Annotated in this window: 14 protein-coding genes; 12 read left to right on the forward strand and 2 right to left on the reverse strand. The window is 59.3% G+C overall.

Annotated elements, in window-relative coordinates; all coding sequences use genetic code 11:
• Positions 1–202 precede the first annotated feature (202 nt).
• Positions 203–1,921, forward strand: a complete 1,719-nt coding sequence (locus AM571_RS31820) for an adenylate/guanylate cyclase domain-containing protein (RefSeq protein ID WP_074064923.1) — start codon at positions 203–205, stop codon at positions 1,919–1,921.
• Entirely contained in the window at positions 1,921–2,799 is an 879-nt protein-coding gene (locus AM571_RS31825) for an FkbM family methyltransferase (protein WP_074064924.1), read from the forward strand. Before AM571_RS31820 ends, AM571_RS31825 begins: the two co-directional genes overlap by 1 nt.
• 120 nt (positions 2,800–2,919) lie before the next feature.
• Here AM571_RS31825 and AM571_RS31830 read toward each other — a convergent pair whose 3' ends face one another.
• Positions 2,920–3,399, reverse strand: a complete 480-nt coding sequence (locus AM571_RS31830; protein ID WP_074064925.1) for a class I SAM-dependent methyltransferase — start codon at positions 3,397–3,399, stop codon at positions 2,920–2,922.
• 125 nt (positions 3,400–3,524) lie between these two features.
• On the opposite strand from AM571_RS31830, the gene AM571_RS31835 reads away from it, so the two are divergent.
• Positions 3,525–4,700: a DUF3095 domain-containing protein gene (locus AM571_RS31835; RefSeq protein ID WP_074064926.1), complete on the forward strand. Its 1,176-nt coding sequence runs from the start codon at positions 3,525–3,527 to the stop codon at positions 4,698–4,700.
• On the opposite strand, the gene AM571_RS31840 is transcribed toward AM571_RS31835, so the two are convergent.
• Entirely contained in the window at positions 4,690–6,030 is a 1,341-nt protein-coding gene (locus AM571_RS31840) for a nucleotide sugar dehydrogenase (protein WP_074064927.1), read from the reverse strand. The genes AM571_RS31835 and AM571_RS31840 overlap by 11 nt on opposite strands.
• A 443-nt stretch (positions 6,031–6,473) precedes the next feature.
• Between AM571_RS31840 and AM571_RS31845 the strand changes: the two genes are divergently transcribed.
• The 9 genes from AM571_RS31845 to AM571_RS31885 all read left to right on the forward strand — a co-directional run bounded on the left by AM571_RS31845 (position 6,474) and on the right by AM571_RS31885 (position 20,532).
• Positions 6,474–7,817 (forward strand): adenylate/guanylate cyclase domain-containing protein, encoded by a 1,344-nt coding sequence (locus AM571_RS31845; protein ID WP_074064928.1) that lies wholly within the window; start codon positions 6,474–6,476, stop codon positions 7,815–7,817.
• A gap of 146 nt (positions 7,818–7,963) precedes the next feature.
• Positions 7,964–9,859: an ABC transporter ATP-binding protein gene (locus AM571_RS31850; RefSeq protein WP_074064929.1), complete on the forward strand. Its 1,896-nt coding sequence runs from the start codon at positions 7,964–7,966 to the stop codon at positions 9,857–9,859.
• Positions 9,853–11,763: an ABC transporter substrate-binding protein gene (locus AM571_RS31855; RefSeq protein WP_074064930.1), complete on the forward strand. Its 1,911-nt coding sequence runs from the start codon at positions 9,853–9,855 to the stop codon at positions 11,761–11,763. Before AM571_RS31850 ends, AM571_RS31855 begins: the two co-directional genes overlap by 7 nt.
• Before the next feature lies 1 nt (position 11,764).
• A complete protein-coding gene (locus AM571_RS31860) occupies positions 11,765–12,763 on the forward strand; it encodes an ABC transporter permease (RefSeq protein WP_074064931.1) in 999 nt (332 codons plus the stop codon).
• Positions 12,763–13,935: an ABC transporter permease gene (locus AM571_RS31865; RefSeq protein ID WP_074064932.1), complete on the forward strand. Its 1,173-nt coding sequence runs from the start codon at positions 12,763–12,765 to the stop codon at positions 13,933–13,935. Before AM571_RS31860 ends, AM571_RS31865 begins: the two co-directional genes overlap by 1 nt.
• Before the next feature lie 90 nt (positions 13,936–14,025).
• Entirely contained in the window at positions 14,026–15,234 is a 1,209-nt protein-coding gene (locus AM571_RS31870; protein ID WP_074064933.1) for a glycosyltransferase family protein, read from the forward strand.
• A gap of 11 nt (positions 15,235–15,245) precedes the next feature.
• Complete coding sequence (locus tag AM571_RS31875) at positions 15,246–16,493, forward strand: glycosyltransferase family 4 protein (RefSeq protein WP_074064934.1); 1,248 nt, start codon at positions 15,246–15,248, stop codon at positions 16,491–16,493.
• Positions 16,475–17,623 (forward strand): glycosyltransferase family protein, encoded by a 1,149-nt coding sequence (locus AM571_RS31880; protein WP_074064935.1) that lies wholly within the window; start codon positions 16,475–16,477, stop codon positions 17,621–17,623. Before AM571_RS31875 ends, AM571_RS31880 begins: the two co-directional genes overlap by 19 nt.
• A 194-nt stretch (positions 17,624–17,817) precedes the next feature.
• The gene (locus tag AM571_RS31885; RefSeq protein WP_074065700.1) at positions 17,818–20,532 is read left to right on the forward strand and encodes an ABC transporter ATP-binding protein; all 2,715 of its coding nucleotides are present in this window, start codon (positions 17,818–17,820) and stop codon (positions 20,530–20,532) included.
• Positions 20,533–20,634: the final 102 nt, after the last annotated feature.

Consider the following 20,634-nt stretch of genomic DNA (forward strand, 5'->3'; position numbering starts at 1 on the left):
CATATGGAAGTGATCGTGGCTGGAGAAGATGGCATTTCGCTTTCACCTGATCACCTCTAGAGCATGATGCTCGAAGCTGTGAACGGTTTTCCGCGGGTCAAGCTCCAGCGTCTCTATCTGGTGGCGAATTCCGATCTCGTAAAGACGATCTAAAGTTAACCGACTTTCGGCATATTCAGGTGAACGTCAAGAACGGAATTGAATGGTAACCGTCGCGCATACAGGCATTTTTTCAGAGAGTAACATCCGGCGCGCCCGCCTCGGTTCAGGCCTTGTCATGTTCGCCTTCGTGGTCCTCCACCTGTCGAACCATGCACTCGGGCTCATTTCCGTCGCTGCTGCCGATGACGGCCGCCGGCTGTTTGTCGCCCTTTGGCGAAATCCGCTCGGCACGCTGATCTTCTACAGCGCGATCTTCACTCACATCGCGCTGGTGCTCCGCTCGCTATACATGCGCCGCAGCCTGGTCATGCCAAATGGTGAAATGGCCCAGATCGTGCTCGGCCTCGCCATCCCGCTGCTCTTGATCGATCATGTGATCGGAACCCGTATCGTCCATGAACTCTACAGCTATGCCGACAACTACGAAACGGTCGTTCGCCAGCTGTGGATACTCTCCTTCGGCAACGGCATCCGGCAGGCAGTCGCGCTTGTTGTCGTCTGGGTCCACGGCTGCATCGGCCTGCATTTCTGGCTGCGCTACCGGCCTTGGTACGACGGTCTTGCACCGTTGCTTCTGGCAATTGCGATCCTGCTGCCCGTGCTTTCGCTGCTCGGCTTCATCGAGATGGGCCGCACGATCGCCGAGCCGGACTATGAGGGTCTTGTCGACACCGGACGCTATCAGGAAAACCTCAATACCCGCTATTATTCCGACCCTCACGCCCAGCGGCAGATCGCGATGATACGCGCCGGGCTCTATGGCAGCTTTTCGCTGGCGCTTCTGTCCGTCATCGCCGCGCGCGGCCGCCGCAAGTGGAAGGAGCGCACGGACCAGATTGCCGTGCATTATCCGGGAGGCGAGACGATCAAGGTGCCGCGCGGTTTCACGGTGCTGGAGGCGAGCCGTCTCGGCGGGCTGCCACATTACTCGGTCTGCGGCGGCAAGGGACAGTGCTCCACCTGCCGCGTTCAGATCCTTAGCGATTACCAGCGCCTGCCGCAACCTGATCAACTGGAGCAGAAGACGCTCGAGCGCATCAATGCGTCGCCGGACGTACGTCTCGCCTGTCAGCTTCGCCCGGATCATGACATCACCGTCGCGCCGCTTCTGATCCCGACGACCGAACCGGCCCTTCCAGCCAACACACAGGAAGCAAGTCCTGGCCGGGAGCGTGAAATTGCCGTGCTTTTCTGCGATATTCGCAACTTCACGAGTTTGACGGAAACCCGGCTGCCCTTCGACATCGTTTTCCTGCTCAACCGCTATTTCGCCCTTGTCGGAAAGGCAGTGGAACAAGCCGGCGGAAGGATAGACAAGTTCATCGGCGATGGCGCCATGGCCCTTTTTGGCATCGGCACTTCGCCCGGCGAGGGCTGCCGCCAGGCGCTGAAGGCGGCCGAAACGATCACGTCGGAAATTGAAAAACTCGGCGCCGAACTCGCCGACGAACTGACGATACCGCTTCAGATTGCGATCGGCATTCATTTTGGACCAGCCGTCGTCGGCACGATGGGCTACGGCAGGGTGCGAAACCTCACCGCCGTCGGCGACACGGTAAACGTTGCCAGCCGGCTTGAAAGTGCCGCCAAGGAATTCGGTGCGGCGCTCGTCATTTCCGAGCCGGTGGCCAATCTGTCGGGCGCCGATATGGGCGGCATCGAAAGCCGTGACATCAGTGTGCGCGGCCGGGCGCTGCCTTTGAAAGTCTATGTGATCTACAAGCAACAGGCGGGTCGACCGCTCAATGGAAAAGCCTGATGGCCGCTGATGCGTTGAGATCAAAAAAATACTGGCGAAAGCGCCTGCGCAGAGCGCAAAATGCCGTGGCAAGCCGCTTCTTCGATACGCGCTTCGGCAGGCGCTTGCTCATCGAAAACATCGGGCCACGGGTCCTTTCCATGACCGTTGATGCCGGCGATCATCTGATGACATTTTCGCCATCCGACTATATCGGCCGCAAGGTCTTCCGCAAGGGGCATTTCGAGCGCGGGAACGTCGATCGGCTCCTGGCGGTGCTGCGCGAGCGCGGCCTTTTGCGAAAGGACGGCGTCCTGCTCGAGCTTGGCGGCAATATCGGCACGCAGACCGTCTATTTCGCGCTGAGCAACGCTTATTCGCGCATCGTCAGCGTCGAACCTGATCCTCGCAATTTCCGGCTGCTGCAAACCAACATTGGCCAGAATCGGCTGGGGGAGACGGTCACGCTCGTCAACTGCGCCGCGGGCGAGACTGCAGGGGAAATCGACTTCTTTCTCAACGCAACAAACCATGGAAAGAGCAGCGCCATCCGGCAGAGTTCATCGGACATCAAGGTGAGCGTCCCGGTAAGGCCGGTGAGCGACATCCTGAGCGAGACAGGTCTCAATGCGGACGACGTCAGCCTCGTCTGGATGGACATCGAAGGCTACGAACCTGTCGCCTGCCGCTCAATGGCTCCGCTGATGTCGCGGCGCGTGCCGCTCTACATGGAATTCACACCGATTTTCTACGGGCTCGAACAGACCCGTGATTTCGTAAGGATGCTTGCCGGCTGCTATGAGGATTGCATCGTCTTCTTCGAGGAGGGCGAGCAGGAAATGAAGGTTCGCGACCTGCCAGGCGGCATTGATCAGTACGACGTCCTCTTGCTGCCGTGATTCCTCGCTTGCGCATGCATGAAAACGGGTTGGTGGCCGACCAGCAAGGGCGGTCGAGCCGAGGCAAGCGTGGCGTTACGCATCTGGGCCCAAGGCACGGAAAACCTGCGCATCTCAGGCTTACTTCCGCCGGTAGACAAAATACCGTCCTTCCTTGACGCCGTCAGGAAGCGGCAGCGGCTCAAGCTCCGGCCAATCGAGCGGCAGACCGCTGACGGCGACGCCCCCACTTGTAAGAACGCCGGCCACCAGCTGCGGAAGCCAGGTCAGCGTTATTGCATCGATCTCGTCATGGCCCGTCCCAATATCGGCATGTGCAAGTGCTGCACCGATACCGATGAAGGCTTGGCCGCTTTCTCGGATATCGCCCGTCACCATGTCATTTGCAGGCGGGGTCGAGGCCGAATAGGAATGCACCTCTCGATCGAATGCGATTATGCGGCGGGTCGGGAAATGCTCGCGTAAATGATCATAGGTCCGGCCATTTCCAAGGCCGAATTCCAAAACCGGGCCTTCGGTCTCCTTCACCAGGTCACGGATGGAATTGAGGATGTCGCGCTGAGCCGTCAAACGGCGGATGAAGCTGTCGAGGCGGCTCATCTATGTCCTTGTCCGTCATTTCTTTTTTGCAATCCGGTGCTATCACATGAAACCGCCCAAAGTCGACAACCGCAAATCAAAATGACCATTGCCGCGGCGACATGCGTCTGTGATAAGGTCGGATCATGAATGCCGTTCCGGATCAACAATTCTTCGCGACAGTGCCGGTCTTTACCGATTTCGAGGACGTGACCGATGCTGGAAACTACCGGCCACTGCCGGACGGCTGGATTTTGGCGCTCGCCGATATCGTCGGATCGACGCAGGCGATCGAAGCCGGACGCTACAAGGACGTCAACATGGCGGGCGCCTCTGTCATCTCTGCCGTGTTGAATGCCGTCAGCAAGGGCGATTATCCCTTCGTCTTCGGTGGCGACGGGGCACTCATTGCCCTGCCGGGATCGCTCGAAATGGTTGCGCGCGATGCGCTCGCAGCCGTGCAGATCTGGGCCGAAGAGGAGCTCGGCTTCATGTTGCGCGCCGCCATCGTGCCGCTCGCCGATATCCGCCGCGAAGGTCTCGACGTCCTGATCGCCCGTTATTCCGCAAGCCCCTACGTCAGCTACGCGATGTTCTCGGGAGGCGGCAACAGCTGGGCCGAACGACAGATGAAGGAGGGCAAATACGCCATTGCGCGCGCCGCGCCGGGCACCCGGCCGAACCTCGCCGGCCTCTCCTGCCGCTGGAACCCGATTGGATCGCGGCATGGAGAAATCGTCTCCATCATTGCCGTTCCCGGCGCAATGGGGCAGGGCGCGGAGTTTCAGCAACTGGTTACGGAAATCGTCGCGGTTGCCGCCGAGCAGGGCCGCGGCGGCCATCCGATACCCCCAGATGGTCCTAGGCTCTCGTTTTCGATGAAGGGCATCGACCGCGAAGTCAAGGTGACGGCACCGAAGGGAAAGCGCTTCCTGACCAAGCTCTTCATCGTGCTGCAGCTCGTCCTCCTTTCCGCGCTCAATAAGATCGGCCTGCCATTCGGCAAATTCGACGCCCGGCGCTACAAGGAGGATGTTGCCGGAAACTCGGATTTCCGCAAATTTGACGACGGGCTGAAAATGACGATCGATGTAGATGCCGCACGTCTCGATCGGATCGAAAAGCTGCTCGATCAAGCGCAAGCCGGCGGCATTGCCCGTTACGGCCTGCACCGGCAGAAATCGGCGCTCATGACCTGTTTCGTGCCGACGCCGCTCTTACGCGACCACATGCATTTCATAGATGGCGCAAACGGCGGTTATGCCGTTGCCGCCAGCAAGATCACCGGCAAGGCCGTTTCGGCGGCAAGCCTCACGCCTTGATGACGTGGCCCGCCGAAAGGCCGAGCCGTTTGAAGACGTTTCGCGTATCAACAATCAGCGGCGCGTTTTTGACGAGCATGGCGTAATCGACCTGGTCGTGATCGGTGGCGACCAGCACCGCGTCGAAATCCAAGAGAACCTCTGGCGCCAACGCCACGGATTTACGTCCTTTCAAGGCCTGATACTCGCGCGTCGGCGGAATTTCGGCCACAAAAGGATCGTGATAATCCGCCGTGCCGCCTCGTTCCTCAATGATCTCGATCAGGCGTAGCGACGGGCTCTCGCGGATATCTGCGACATTCTTCTTGTAGGCAAGACCGAGGACCAGAACCTTGCTTCGGCTGAGTGCCTTCCCGCAACGGATATCCAGTGCTTCTGCAAGCTTGCCAACGATATAGCGCGGCATCGCCGAATTGATCTCGCCTGCAAGTTCGATGAAGCGTGTCGGCAGTTCGTACTCGCGGGATTTCCATGTCAGATAGAACGGGTCGATCGGAATGCAGTGGCCGCCGAGCCCGGGCCCGGGATAGAATGGCATATAGCCGAACGGCTTGGTCTTTGCCGCGTCGATCACTTCCCAGACATCGATGCCCATCGCCGCATAGACGGTCTTCAGCTCGTTGACGAGTGCGATATTGACCGAGCGAAAGATGTTCTCAGTAAGTTTCACCGCTTCGGCCGTCGCGTTGGAAGAAACTGGAACCACGGTCTTCACCGCCGCGCCGTAAAAGGCTTTCATCAGCTCCAGCGCTTGCGCCCCGTCGCCAGCGACCACCTTCGGAATAGTCGCGGTGTGGTAGTGCTGGTTGCCGGGATCCTCGCGCTCTGGAGAAAAGCCGACGAAGAAATCCACGCCCGATTTCAGGCCCGTCTTTTCCAAGATGACCTTCACGACGTCGTCGGTGGTCCCGGGATAGGTCGTTGATTCCAGGACCACGAGCTGGCCGGCACGAAGATGCGCTGCGATGGAGCGCGACGTCGCTTCGACATAGGAAAGATCCGGGTCGCGATGCTTCGTAAGCGGCGTCGGTACGCAGATGACGATTACGTCGCAGGCCGCAAGGCCGGCAAAGTCCACCGTCGCTGAAAAGCGGCCCGCCTGCTTCTCGATGCTCAATGCCTCGTCGGCCACCGCGTCGATATAGGATTTGCTGGCATCGAGCGCCACGATCTTCTTCGGATCGACGTCGAAACCAGTGACTTCAAAACCGCTGCGCGCAATTGCAATCGCCAGCGGCAGGCCGACATAGCCGAGCCCGATGACGCCCGCCCGGGCCGAGCGGTCTTTGATCTTTGCGGAGAGGTCGGCGAAAGAGGATGGGCTAGCCAAGACAGTTCTCTTCAATAAGAGGAAGTTAGGCCGTGAGATAATGCAAGATTACCGAGATTGAAACCCGCCGTCTTCTAACGGCGATGTGAAGCAGGCGTGATCGCCATGCCCGCATCGGCCCGCTGGCAGGCAGGTCTTTCCGGTGTGACTAAAAAGACTCGCACGCTGCTCGAGATGATTGTTCAAGCGGAGAAAAATGCACCTATGCCATTGTCTCGCATTCCCGGGGCGCCTATTTAAATCGAATAAGTGAATGACGGAAAGGGCTGCCCGTCCTCCCGGTTTTGTGGGTTTGACAGGTACGTCTGCCGGTTCTTCGGCAGATCGTTGACACGATAATACCGCTCGTCCATCTTGAATTTCCGCCCTGCGCACGAAAGTGCCGCGGGCCGGTTTTCTATCGTCTTCAGGAACGGACGTGCTTTATGAGGATAATACCGAGAATGAGCACGATCGAATCCAGCGTGTCCTCCATCCTTCTGGACCGCGTCGCCGAATGGCTGACAAACTCTTCGCTTGCCGGTGATGATCTTGAAAACATCGTTCGCGGGTTCTGCGAGCGGATTGCTGCCGCCGGTCTTCCGATCGCGCGCGTGCACCTGACCTTTTCGATGCTTCATCCGCTCTATGACGCCTTGGGCTTCACCTGGCGGCGTGCGAGCGGGGTCACGATCGAAGGCTATCGCCATTCCGTGGGCGCCAAGCCCGATCGTTTTCTCCAAAGCCCGTATTACTATCTTCTCGACAACAACCTGCAGCATATCCGCCGCCGGATCTCGCTTGATGGCCTTGCGGAATTCCCCATCTTCGAGGACCTGCGCGCCGAGAAGATCACCGACTATCTCGCCTTCGTGCAGCCCTTCGGCGACGGCTCCGTCCAGGGCATGATGGGCTCGTGGTCGACGGATAATCATTTTGGCTTTTCTGACGATATGATCGATGCGCTGCTACGCATGCAGAACCATCTGGCCGTTGCCGCCAAGATGGCCGTGCTCGGCAAGCTCGCAAACAACATGTTGACGACCTATCTCGGCGGCGACGCAGGCAAGCGCGTGCTGAACGGCCAGATCCGCCGCGGCGACGGAGAAACGATCCGGGCCGCCCTTGTCATGGGCGACATGCGCCAGTCGACAATGTATGCCGAAAAGGAAGGCCGGCAGGCCTATATCGACACGCTGAACGAGTTCTTCGACGCGATTGCAGCACCTTTCAACCGCAATGGCGGCGAGATCTTAAGCTTCCTCGGTGACGGCTTTCTCGCTGTCTACCCCTGCGGCCGTCACAAGGACCCGTCGAAAATCGCCTCGCAGGCGGCCCTTTCTGCCGTCCACCAGGCGCAGGCACGCGTTGTCGAACTCAACAACGAACGCGCCGAAAAAGGTCTTGGCGCGATCAATTACGGCATCGGACTGCATATCGGCAACGTGATGCTCGGGAATGTCGGGCTCAAGGACCGCCTGACGTTTTCGGCCTTCGGCTCGGCTGTCAACGAAGTCCAGCGCCTGCAGGCGCTGACGAAGAAGTACAATCGCGAGGTCGTCGCCAGCCAGGCGTTTGCGGGTTATTGCGGCGGTGAATGGACGACTCTTGGTGAAGAGAAGCTGCGCGGCATCCGCCAGAAGGTGACGATACTTCAGCCGCGCGCGTCCGCGCCGGCACGCGCCATCGACGGGAATTTCCGCGAAGTCGCCCCAAATGGCCTTTCCGAAGCCGAGCAGGTCATCCTCCTCCATCGCGATGCCAAGAAGCAGGCCAAGCGGACGACGGCCGAGGGCTTCGTTCAGTAAGCTGCGGCTGAAATGCTTGTTTTGCTTTTGTAAATCAGACGAAACCTGATCGGTTCCGCATGCCTTGTCATCAACTGGACACCCCGATTGCGGTACGATAGTGTGCCTTAACGGGAACACAAAAGAGACTGGGGAATATCGTTGGTATGGCGTCCGCGTCCGACTTATTGCGTATCGAAAATCTCGACGTCTCATTCTCAGTGTTCGGGGACAAGCTGCGCGTCGTAAAGAATGCTGAACTGCGCATTCTTCCGGGCAAGGTGACCGCACTTGTCGGCGAATCTGGCTCGGGTAAATCGGTCATCAGCCAGTCGATCATGGGCATCCTGCCGAACGCCGCAAAGGCGAGCGGCCGCATTCTCTTCACCGATCCGCTCAACGGCGAGACCACCGATATCCTGCAGTTCGGCCGCGACAGCGAGGAAATGCGGGATTTGCGCGGCAAGCGCATGGCGACGATCTTCCAGGAGCCGATGACGTCGCTCTCGCCGCTCCACACGATCGGCAACCAGATCAGCGAGGTGTTGCTGATCCACACGGATGCAAACAAGATCGAGGCACGCGAAAGAACCGAGGAAATGCTCGGCCTCGTCGGGTTTGCCAATCCGCACCGCACATACGAGATGTATCCGTTCGAGCTTTCAGGTGGCATGCGACAACGCGCGATGATTGCAATGGCGCTGATCTGCAGCCCCGCTCTGCTGATCGCCGACGAGCCGACCACAGCCCTCGACGTGACGATCCAGGCGCAAATTCTCGAGCTGCTGCGCGACCTCCAGCATAAGCTCGGCATGGCGATGCTGCTCATCACTCACGATCTCGGCGTCGTCGCCAACATGGCAGACGAGGTCGTCGTGATCTATCACGGCGAAATCATGGAAGCTGGACCCGTCAATTCGATATTTCGCGATCCGCAGCATCCATATCTCAAGGGCCTCATGGCTGCGGTGCCGCATTTTGACATGAAGCCGGGCGAGCGGCTGAAAGCACTGCGTGATGTTCCGGTCAATCTGGAATCGTTCCTCGGCAAGGAGCGAATGGTGGGTGCCAGCGGACCGGAGCTTTTGCTTTCGGTCAACAATCTCTCCAAGACGTTTGCGACGCGCAAGCGCAGTCTTTTCAGCAGAGGCGAAGCGGCAGTCATGCGGGCGGTCGATGACGTCAGTTTCGATATCCGACGCGGCGAGTGTCTGGGGCTCGTCGGCGAATCGGGCTGCGGCAAGACCACCGTCAGCAAGATCCTGATGCGCGCAATCACGCCCGATGGCGGCTCTGTGATCTTCAATGATGGCAAGGACGTGATCGACGTTCTTGCCGTCAAGGGCGATGATTTGCAGGCGCTGCGTACCAAGATCCAGATGGTGTTTCAGGATCCGGTTTCGTCGCTGTCGCCGCGCATGACGGTGCGCAACATCCTGAGCGAGCCGCTCGAAATCCACGATCGCGGGGACAATGCCGAACGCAAGCAGAAGGTCGAAGCGCTAATGGGCGCGATCGGCCTCGACCGGCGTTACCTGAGCCGCTATCCGCACAGCTTCTCGGGCGGCCAACGCCAGCGCATCGGTATTGCCCGGGCCCTGGCTCTTGGTCCCAAACTTATCATCCTGGACGAACCGGTCTCGGCCCTCGACGTTTCCGTGCAGGCGCAAATCCTCAATCTTCTCAAGGATCTGCAAAAAGAACTCGGCCTGACCTACCTCTTCATTTCGCACAATCTCGCCGTCGTCGACTATATGGCCGATCGCATCGCCGTGATGTGCAAGGGCCGCATCGTCGAAATCGCCCCGCGCGAGATCATCTTGCGCGATCCGGTGCATCCCTACACGAGATCGCTGCTTGCCGCCGTCCCCTTCCCCGATCTCGACCGGCCGCTCGATTTCGAAGCCTTGCAAAAAAATGGCGCCGCCGACAAACAGAACTGGGGCTTCACCTTTACCGCCGAACATGACGATGCGTCGGAGCTAGCTTACGCCGATCTTGGCAACGGTCATCTGGTACGCGCCCGCAAGGGTGCAGATGCAAAGGAACTGCGTGCATGGTAACGCGCCGAACCTTTCTCGGCGGTCTTCTTGGCGCAGCCGTCGGACCGGCTGCTGCACGTGATATGGGCGACCGCGATATAGAGCCTGAATTCCTGCGTGACCTCTTGATAGCAGATCGCATCCCGCCGATGCCCGAGCGATTGCCGAAGCATCCGCGCATCATCAACATGAAAGAGGCCGGTCTGACGCCCGGCGTCTACGGCGGTTCCGTGCGCACCATCATCGGCGCCGCCCGCGACATCCGCTACATGACCGTTTACGGCTATTCGCGCCTTGTCGGATATGACAAGCACCTGCGGTTCCAGGCCGATATTCTCGGCGGTTACACATCGGAAAACGATAGCATCTTCACCTTCCACCTGCGCGAGGGCCACAAGTGGTCCGATGGGCATCCCTTCACGGCCGACGATTTCCGTTACTGGTGGGAAGACGTTATTTCCGACAAATCCCTGACGCCCGGCGGCGGGGCGCTTGAGCTGCGCCCGCACGGCGTGCTTCCGCATTTCGAGGTGCTGGACGAAATCACCGTCCGCTACAGTTGGGATAAGCCCAACCCGAATTTCCTGCCGGCGCTTGCCGGCCCGTTGCCGCTCGTGATCTTCGGTCCAGCCCATTACCTCAAGCAGTTCCACAAGAAATACCAGGATGACTTCCGCCTTTCGGCCCTGATGCGGGAAAACCGGGTGAAGAAGTGGGTTGATCTGCATATCAAGATGTCGCGCGCCTCGCGTCCGGAAAATCCGCAGCTGCCGACGCTTGATCCGTGGCGCAACACGACAGCACCGCCAGCAGATCAATTCGTTTTCGTGCGCAATCCGTTCTTCCATCGCGTCGATGAAAACGGCATGCAACTGCCCTATATCGACCGCTTCATCCTGAACGTCAGCTCGTCTTCGATCATCGCGGCCAAAGCGGGTGCGGGGGAATCCGACCTGCAGGCGACCGGCATTGACTTCAACGACTATACCTTCCTCAAAGAGGCCGAGAAGCGTTTCCCGGTCAAGGTCAATCTGTGGAAACAGGCGCGCGGATCGCGGATCGCGCTGCTCCCGAACCTCAATTGCGCCGACGAAACCTGGCGCAAGCTCTTCCGCGACGTTCGCTTCCGCCGGGCGCTCTCACTCTCGATCGACCGGCACGAAATCAACATGGTCGCCTTCTACGGGCTCGGCAAGCCGAGCGCCGACACCGTTTTGCGAGACAGCCCGCTTTATAAGCAGGAATACGCCGACGCCTTCATTCAGTTCGATCCGGATGAAGCTAACCGCCTGCTTGACGAAATGGGTCTCCACGCGCGTGACGGCGAAGGCTTCCGTCTGCTGCCGGACGGACGGCGAGCCGAAATCACCGTCGAAACCGCCGGCGAAAGCACACTCGACACCGACGTGCTCGAACTCGTCCACGATCATTGGAAGAATATCGGGCTTGCGCTCTATACGCGAACGTCGCAGCGTGACGTTTTCCAGAGCCGCGCCATGAGCGGCACGATCTTGATGTCGACGTGGTTCGGCATCGAAAACGGCGTTCCGACCGCCGACATGGCGCCAAGCCAGCTGGCGCCGACCGTTGACGATCAACTGCAATGGCCCATCTGGGGCATGTACTATCTATCTGCCGGACAGGAGGGCAGCGCGCCCGACCTGCCTGAGGCGGCCGAGCTCGTCGACCTACTGAAACAGTGGGGTGCCACTGCCGACTTCCGCGAGCGCGAAGCGATCTGGCACAAGATGCTGTCGATCTATACCCAGCAGGTGTTTTCGATTGGGCTCATCAATGGCGCGCTGCAGCCGATCTTGCATTCTGCCAAGATGCAGAACGTGCCGGAGCGTGCCCTCTACGGCTTCGATCCAACGTCTTATCTCGGCATTTACATGCCGGATGCGTTCTGGCTGAAGGAGACGTGACGTGCTGAGATACATTCTATGGCGGATTGCCGCCATGGTCCCAACCCTGCTCGTGATCTCGGCGCTCGTCTTTACGATCATCGAGTTGCCGCCGGGCGATTTCTTCGAAAGCCAGATCGCCGAGTTGCGCGCGCAGGGCGAGAGCGCGAACCTGCAGGAAATCGAAGAGCTGCGGCAGCAATACGGTTTCGACAAACCGGCGATCGTCCGTTACTTTTATTGGGTCGGCGGCATGCTGCACGGCGATTTCGGCTATTCGTTCGAATACCAGCTGCCGGTTTCCGCAGTGGTCGGCGACCGCCTGTGGCTGACAATTCTCGTTTCCTTCACGACCATCCTGGTGACGTGGCTGATCGCTTTTCCGATCGGCATCTATTCCGCTACCCATCAGTATAGCTGGAGCGACTACGGCCTGACGTTTCTCGGGTTGCTCGGCATTGCCATTCCGAACTTCATGCTGGCACTCATCCTGATGTATTTCGCCAATATCTGGTTCGGCATCTCGATCGGTCATCTGATGGACCAGAAATATCTCTCCGAGCCCATGAGTTGGGAGAAGGCGCGATCGATCCTGTCGCACCTGTGGATCCCTGTCATCATCGTCGGCACGGCCGGTACCGCCGGCATGATCCGCCGCCTTCGTGCCAATCTGCTGGATGAGATGCAGAAGCAATATGTCACGACTGCGCGCGCCAAAGGTCTTCATCCGACCCGTGCGCTCATCAAGTATCCGCTGCGCATGGCGCTCAACTTCTTTGTCGCCGACATCGGTTCGATCCTGCCGTCGATCATCTCCGGCGCCGAGATTGTCGCCATCGTGCTGTCGCTCGAGACGACCGGCCCGATGCTGATCAAGGCTCTGCAGAGCCAGGACATGTATCTTGCCGGTTCGTTCCTGATGTTCCTTGCCTTCCTGAACGTCATAGGCGTGTTGATTTCCGATATCGCCCTCGGCTTCCTCGATCCACGCATCCGTCTGCAAGGCAGGAGCACCAAATAATGTCGCCCTTGCCACCGCCCGGCGCTCCCTTGCAGCATTATGTCTCGAACGCACCGTTCGATCCCATCGCCACGGAATCCATGACGGCTGCCAGTTCGCGTATTCACCTGGCTTCCCAAAAGCAGCTGATGTGGTGGAAGTTCAAGCAGCACCGTCTGGCGCTGGCTTCCGGCATTTTTTTGCTTGTCGTTTATCTGATGATACTGGTCATTGAATTTCTGGCGCCTTACGGCCTGCACACGCGCAATGTCGACTTCATCCATTCCCCGCCCCAGCCTGTGCATTTCTTCGACAAGGGCGAGTTCGTCGGTCCCTTCGTCTATGGCCGCACGATGCAGCTTGACCTTGATACGCTGCGGCGGGTCTACACCGACAATCCGAACGACGTTCAGCCAATCCGCTTCTTTTGCCGTGGCGATTCCTATAGGTTTTGGGGCATCGTTCAGTCCGATCTGCATCTCGTCTGCCCGTCACAAGCCGGCCAGATGTATCTGCTCGGCACCGATCGCCTCGGCCGCGACGTGCTGTCGCGCATCCTCTACGGCGCCCGGATCTCGTTGACGATCGGCCTGCTCGGTATCGCAATCAGCTTCGTGCTCGGCATCGTCATCGGCGGCCTTGCCGGCTATTGGGGCGGCGTCTTCGACCTGATCGTCCAACGGGTGATCGAGGTGCTGCAGTCGCTGCCGAGCCTACCGCTTTGGATGGCTCTTGCAGCCATCATGCCGGTGACGTGGAGCCCGATCGTCATCTATTTCGGCATTACCGTAATCCTTGGCATCATCGATTGGACCGGGCTTGCGCGTGCTGTGCGTTCCAAGCTTCTGGCGCTGCGCGAAGAAGATTATGTGCAGGCTGCCCAGCTGATGGGGGCAAGCACGCCCCGCGTCATCGCGCGCCACCTTGTTCCCGGCTTCATGTCGCATCTGATTGCCTCGGCGACGATCTCGATCCCAGGCATGATCCTCGGCGAAACGGCGCTTTCATTCCTGGGTCTTGGCCTTCGCCCGCCGATCACCAGCTGGGGTATCTTGCTCACCGAGGCCAAGAGCGTCAGCGTCATTGCCTTTTATCCGTGGCTGCTTTTCCCGATTATTCCAGTGGTTCTCGTCATTTTGGCCTTCAACTTTCTGGGAGATGGGTTGCGCGATGCAGCAGATCCCTACAAATAGCAGCAGACCTGGTGGAGCTTTGCCGCTCCGCCCTGTCCCCTCCGGAAGACTGGGGGCCTAACTATGTCGTTCGCCCCGAAGGAAGTACCCATGGCCAGGCGCGTGGAAGATGCTCGCATTTTGATGTACAGCCACGATACGTTCGGCCTCGGTCACCTGCGCCGCTGTCGGACAATTGCACATGCGCTCGTTGAGGATTATCGTGGTCTTAATGTACTGATCATTTCCGGCGCGACGATTGCCGGTGCGTTCGACTATCGGGCGCGCGTCGACTTCGTGAAGATCCCCAGCGTAATCAAGCTTCACAACGGCGAATATACTTCGATGGCGAGCCACATCGACCTTCACGAAACGCTGAATATGCGCGAATCGAGCATCCGCCATACGGCGGAGACATTTCAACCCGACATCTTCATCGTCGACAAGGAGCCGATGGGCCTCAAAGGTGAGATCGAGGACACGCTTGCTTACCTGAAGGCACGGGGCACGACATTGGTGCTCGGTCTGCGCGAGATCATGGATGCGCCGCATCTGCTCGATGCCGAGTGGAAGAGGAACGGCATCATGCAGAAGATCGACCAGTATTACGACAGCGTCTGGGTCTACGGGCCGCCTGATTTCTACGATCCGCTGATCGGCCTCGATGTTCCCCACAGCGTGCGCCGGAAGATGGACTTCGTCGGCTTCCTGCAACGCAGCGTGTCGGTCGGCAAGACTTCGGTCAACGCGCGCCAGGACGATTACATCCTCGTCACCACCGGCGGGGGCGGCGATGGTTCCGACCTCGTACATGACGTGATGAACGCCTACGAGCATGATGCGACGCTTGAGCAGAAGGCGCTGGTCGTGCTCGGACCCTACATGCCGGCAGCCGAGCGCTCGAAGCTCGTCAGGAAAGGCGAAAAGATCCCCTATATCGAAGTGATCGAGTTCGACAACCACATGGAAGAACTCATGGTCGGCGCCACAGGCGTCGTTGCCATGGGCGGCTACAACACCTATTGCGAAATCCTGTCCTTCGACAAGCCGGCGCTCGTCGTGCCGCGGGTCAAGCCGCGGGAAGAGCAGCTGCTGCGTGCCCAGCGCGCCAGCGAACTCGGCCTGGTGGACGTGCTTCTGCCCGACCAGTCGGCCGATCCGGCCATCATGGCGGAGGCGCTGAAACGGCTGCCGCAACGCCTGCCACCATCAAAGAGCGGACGCGACATGCAACTTCAAGGGCTCGACCATATTTCGCAGACAGTCGGCCACTGGCTCGACAATCGTGGCAGCCATCTTGCCGTCGTCGGCGCAGAATAAAGATCACAGCCTTGCCGGAGCGTCGCAGGATTCTCGTCGTGCTGAAAGGCTATCCGCGCCTTTCCGAAACCTTCATTGCCCAAGAGCTGCTGGGGCTGGAAAAGGCAGGCTTCCATCTGACGCTGATTTCGATGAGGCGGCCGACCGACACGAAACGCCACCCGGTGCACGACGAGATCAAGGCGCGAGTCGTCTACCTGCCGGAATACCTGCACGAAGAGCCGCTGCGCGTCCTAAAGGGGCTGTTTGCAGGGTTTGGAAAGCCTGGTTTCATGGCGTTGATGAAACGCTTTCTGACCGATCTGCCACGCGATATGTCCCGCAACCGCTTGCGCCGCCTCGGCCAGGCACTCGTGCTTGCCCGCGAGTGGCCGGACAACGGCCAGTGGCTGCACGCACATTTCATCCATACACCTGCTTCTGTCACCGATTACGCAAGCATTCTCACAGGCGTGCCCTGGACCGTCTCAGCCCATGCGAAGGATATTTGGACGTCACCCGACTGGGAGCTTAACACCAAGCTTGGCACCGCACGCTGGGCGGTAACGTGCACGAGGAGCGGCTTTGAGCATATGCGAAGCCTGACGGGGCGGCCCGAGGCGGTGCACCTCAGCTATCACGGCCTCGATCTGGCCCGCTTCAGCCGTTTCGAAGGCCAGCACTCCAACCGCGATGGCAGCGATCCTTCCGACCCGGTTCTTCTGTTGAGCGTCGGCCGAGCCGTCGAAAAGAAGGGCTACGACGTACTGCTGCGCGCCCTCGCCCTGCTTCCGGAAAGCCTCAACTGGCGTTTCGAACACATCGGCGGCGGTGACGACCTGGCCAGATTGAAGGCGCTCGCTGCACAACTCGGGCTTACCGGCAGCATCACCTGGAAAGGCGCGATGGCGCAGGAGGAGGTGCTCGCCCATTACCGCAACGCCGACCTGTTTGCGCTTGCCTGCCGCATTGCAGCCAACGGCGATAGGGATGGATTGCCAAACGTGCTGGTCGAGGCGTCGAGCCAGCGGCTGATGTGCGTTTCGACCGATGTTTCAGGCGTGCCGGAACTGCTGACGGACGACGAGAACGGTCTCGTCGTTCCACAGGAAGATCCGATGGCGCTCGCCGGCGCGCTTGAGGCAGCAATGCGCGATCCAGCGCTGCGAAGACGCCTGGGCGAGGCGGCGGAAAAACGCGTGCGCGAGCATTTCGACTACCATTCCGGCATACGGCAGCTGATAGATCTCTTCGAAGAGGAATGGCAACAACCCTCATGAGCGCAAACCGCATCCTCTTTTATGTCCAGCACCTGCTCGGCATCGGCCACATCGCGCGCGCAAGCCGCATTGCCGACGCATTGGTCAAGGACGGTTTTGACGTAACGGTCGCAACGGGCGGATTAGCGGTTCCAGGCTTTCCCGGCCCAGGAATAAAGACCCTGGCCTTGCCGCCGGTCGTTGCCAGCAATGCCGGCTTTTCGGGTCTTGCGGACGCCAACGGCAATGTCGCCAGCGACGGCTTTCTGTCAAGACGGCGCGACCTGCTGCTTGCCTCGTTTCAGGAGGTGCGGCCGCATGCCGTCATCACCGAGGCTTTCCCTTTTGGCAGGCGTCAGATGCGCTTCGAACTGCTGCCGCTGCTCGACATGATCGGCCGGACGGATCCGAAGCCCAAGCTCTTCAGTTCGGTGCGCGACATCCTTCAGGAAAACCGCAAGCCGGGCCGGGACGAGGAAACCGTCGACCTGGTGAAACGACACTTCGACGCCGTCCTCGTCCACGGTGATTCGGATTTTGTGCGGCTTGAAGATACCTTTCCGCTGACGGCCGAAATCGCAGACAAGGTGCGATATACCGGTCTCGTTGCACCACCACCGGCGGACGCTCCGAGCGACCATTTCGACATCATTGCCTCAGCTGGTGGCGGGGCCGTTGGCCTGAAGCTCATCTGCGCGGCCCGCGACGCGGCGGCCATGCTGTCGGCAAGTCATCGCTGGCTGCTCGTCACCGGTCCCAATCTGCCGGAGGCGGATTTCATCGGGCTGAGCCGGGCCGCACCTGCCAACATCACGCTTGCACGCTTCCGCAAGGACTTCCCCTCGCTGCTGCGCGGCGCCAAGGTCTCGATCTCGCAGGCAGGCTACAATACGGTCGGGGACCTGCTGCGAACGGATTGTCGTTCGATCCTCGTTCCCTTTGTCGCCGGCGGCGAAACGGAGCAGACGGTGCGGGCCGAGCGTTTGCAGGCACTGGGTCTTGCGACAGTTCTCCCCGAACAAGGGCTGAGCGCCGAGGATGTGGCAGCGGCCGTCGAAACAGTGCTGGCAGCACCCCCCAGAAAGGACGTCACACTCGATCTGACGGGTGCCGAGACAACTGCTTCGATCATCCGTTCGATGCTTGGTTGAATCGCTCGCCTATTATGAAAATCCTGTGATATAACTGACGCTCCGGCGAGAATCGGCATTCGACAGCAATCCGCTTCGCCTTGATTTCCTTACAATACCCCGGCGGTCCGGTTGCATGAATCTGATTTCGGCATCTCCCCTTACGAATGGCCTCCTATCCCGGCCCGCCCTTTCCAATCAGGCTGACGGTTAGCATGGAAAAAAGCCTCGCGCGCTACATCTGGTCGAACACGCGGCTCCAGCAGCTTTGGATTCTGGCTGTCGTTGCCGTCTCGATGGTTCCCTATTTCCTGTCCTTCGATTTGCCGAAACAGATCGTCAATGGCCCGATTCAAGGTGACGGCTTCGAGAATGCGAATGCGACCCAGACCTTCATGCACCTTGCCTATGACATCCCGCTGATCGGGCATGTCGAGGTCTTCGAGGGGTTCCAGCTCAACCGCCTTCAGATGCTGATGGCGCTGAGCCTCGTCTTCCTGGCGCTCGTCGTACTCAACGGCCTCTTCAAATTCTACATCAATACCTACAAAGGCCGCCTCGGCGAGCGGATGCTAAGACGTATCAGGTTCCAACTCATCGACCGCGTGCTGCGTTTCCCGCCCGTCCATTTCAAGCGGGTGAAATCGGCCGAAATTGCCACGATGATCAAAGACGAGGTGGAGCCGATGGGCGGCTTCACCGGTGATGCCTTCGTCTCGCCTGCGCTTCTCGGCGGACAGGCGCTGACAGCGCTTGCCTTCATCATTGTCCAGAACTTTTGGCTCGGCATGATTGCGGCCGCAATCGTCGGCGTCCAGGCAGTCGTCATTCCGCGCATGAGAAAACGATTGCTCGAGCTCGGCCGCCAGCGGCAGCTGACAGCCCGCGAGCTTTCCGGACGCGTCGGCGAGATCGTCGAGGGTATCGGCACGATCCACGGCAATGACACCTCGAACCTGGAACGCGCCGACATTGCCACGCGTCTCGGCCTCATCTTCTCGATCCGCTACGACCTTTACCAGTGGAAGTTTCTGGTGAAGTTCCTGAACAACTTCCTGGCGCAGGTGACGCCGTTCCTGTTCTACGCGATCGGCGGCTATCTCGCCTTGCAGGGGCGCCTTGACATCGGCCAGCTCGTTGCCGTCATCAGCGCCTACAAGGATCTTCCCGGACCGTTGAAGGAACTGATCGACTGGGATCAGATGCGCCAGGACGTTCAGGTCAAGTATCAGCAGGTCTATGAACAGTTCAATGTCGAGCCGCTCATTGACAGCCGCATCCAGGAAATCCCGACAGAAGCGATCGGCCCGCTGACGGCAGCCCTGGTCGTCAGCAACCTCACCCTCAGCGACGATAGCGGCGCGCGCCTGGTCGACCACGTTTCGGTCGAGATCAGGCCGAACGAGACAGTGGCGATCGTCGGGCCGAACGGCAGCGGCGCGGAAGCTTTCGCCGAAGCGCTCGGTCGGATCGTCTGGCCGGACTCGGGCCGTATCAGCATCAACGGCCGCGACCTTCTGGAACTGCCGGAATCGATTACCGGACGTCGCATTTCCTACGCTTCTGCCGATAGTTATTTTTTTCACGGCACGCTGCGCGACAACCTGCTTTACGGTCTCAAGCATGCACCGCTGACCGATCCCAACTACGAGGGCGAGGAAGCACAAGAATTCAAATGGCATGCCGTCGAGGCGCTAAAGGCCGGCAACCCCACGCTTGATCTCAACAGCGACTGGGTCGATTACAACGCCGCCGGGGCCACCGGGCCGGACGATCTGTTGACGGCGATCCGACCGGTCCTTGATGCCGTGCTGATTTCGCAGGACATCCTCGACCTTGCCCTCCGCTCGACTGTTGATACAACCGTTCATGTGGCGCTTGCGGGTCGCATCGTCGATCTGCGCCGATCGCTGCGAGAGCGTATGAAGGACGAGAGCCTCGACGCCATCGTCGTACCCTTCGATTTCGATAACTACAATTCTCAGGCAACGGTCGGCGAAAATCTGCTCTTCGGCACGATGAAACGGCCGATGATGAACAACCGCAAGCTTGCGGCGCACCCCTATTTCCAGCAGCTTTTCCGCCATACAGGTCTCAGCAACGACCTCTATGCGATGGGCCTGGAAATCGCCGAAAACGCCGTCGAACTCTTCCACGACCTGCCGCCCGACCACCCGTTTTTCCAGCAGCTGACCTTCATGACCGCCGATGATATTCCGACCTATCAGGCCCTGCTGCAAAAATTGCAGAGTCGCCGGTTCGAGGATGCGAGCATCGATGAGCGTTCGATGATCATCCGGCTGAGCTTTGCTTATATCGAGCCACGCCATCGCTTCGGCCTGCTGAGCGATGAACTGATGGCCAAGATCGTGAGCGCCCGCAAGCAGTTTCACGAGCATATACCGGATGATCTGGCCGTTCTGATCGAGCGGTACGATCCAGAGCGCTTCACCTCCTCGGCAACGCTGATGGACAACGTGCTGTTCGGCCGCATTGCCTATCAGCAGGCGGACGCTTCCGATCGTATTCGCACCATCATGAGCGAGCTCTTCGACGCGCTTGATCTTTACGATGACGTTTTGTCGATCGGCCTTGAGTTTGACGTCGGTTCCGGCGGTAAGCGACTGACGATGGTTCAGCGCCAGAAACTCAATCTTGCCCGCGCGCTTTTGAAACGCTCGGATTACTTCATCTTCAACCGGCCGCTTCCCGCGCTCGATCAGCGTGTACAGGACCAAATCATCCGCAACGTCGTCCAAGACCTGCACGAGGAGGGTAAACGCCCTGCGATCATCTGGGTACTTTCTAACGCAAGACTTGCAGAAATATTTGACAGAATTCTACTTTTTAATCGCGGAGATTTAGTGGAAGCTGGAAACTATCCCGAACTTTCCGAGAAAAACGGGATGTTCAAGGAACTGTTATCGTAATATTCTATTTCAGCAACTGAGACGGCATTCTTGAGGGAATGTCAGTAGAGTTTTTAAAGCGCATTCTCCTTCGGCGAGGAGAAGCGGCAGGGGGTGAGACGC

The sequence above is a fragment of the Rhizobium etli 8C-3 genome, from assembly GCF_001908375.1.
Lineage (GTDB): Bacteria > Pseudomonadota > Alphaproteobacteria > Rhizobiales > Rhizobiaceae > Rhizobium > Rhizobium etli_B.

What these genes read in the sequence shown, in the direction of transcription:
- AM571_RS31870 (WP_074064933.1), top strand. Translation starts at nt 14,026, where the DNA reads ATGGCCAGGCGCGTGGAAGATGCTCGCATTTTGATGTACAGCCACGAT.
- AM571_RS31845 (WP_074064928.1), top strand. Translation starts at nt 6,474, where the DNA reads ATGAGCACGATCGAATCCAGCGTGTCCTCCATCCTTCTGGACCGCGTC.
- AM571_RS31850 (WP_074064929.1), top strand. Translation starts at nt 7,964, where the DNA reads ATGGCGTCCGCGTCCGACTTATTGCGTATCGAAAATCTCGACGTCTCA.
- AM571_RS31820 (WP_074064923.1), top strand. Translation starts at nt 203, where the DNA reads ATGGTAACCGTCGCGCATACAGGCATTTTTTCAGAGAGTAACATCCGG.
- AM571_RS31865 (WP_074064932.1), top strand. Translation starts at nt 12,763, where the DNA reads ATGTCGCCCTTGCCACCGCCCGGCGCTCCCTTGCAGCATTATGTCTCG.
- AM571_RS31885 (WP_074065700.1), top strand. Translation starts at nt 17,818, where the DNA reads ATGGAAAAAAGCCTCGCGCGCTACATCTGGTCGAACACGCGGCTCCAG.
- AM571_RS31830 (WP_074064925.1), bottom strand. Translation starts at nt 3,399, where the DNA reads ATGAGCCGCCTCGACAGCTTCATCCGCCGTTTGACGGCTCAGCGCGAC.
- AM571_RS31880 (WP_074064935.1), top strand. Translation starts at nt 16,475, where the DNA reads ATGGCAACAACCCTCATGAGCGCAAACCGCATCCTCTTTTATGTCCAG.
- AM571_RS31835 (WP_074064926.1), top strand. Translation starts at nt 3,525, where the DNA reads ATGAATGCCGTTCCGGATCAACAATTCTTCGCGACAGTGCCGGTCTTT.
- AM571_RS31855 (WP_074064930.1), top strand. Translation starts at nt 9,853, where the DNA reads ATGGTAACGCGCCGAACCTTTCTCGGCGGTCTTCTTGGCGCAGCCGTC.
- AM571_RS31825 (WP_074064924.1), top strand. Translation starts at nt 1,921, where the DNA reads ATGGCCGCTGATGCGTTGAGATCAAAAAAATACTGGCGAAAGCGCCTG.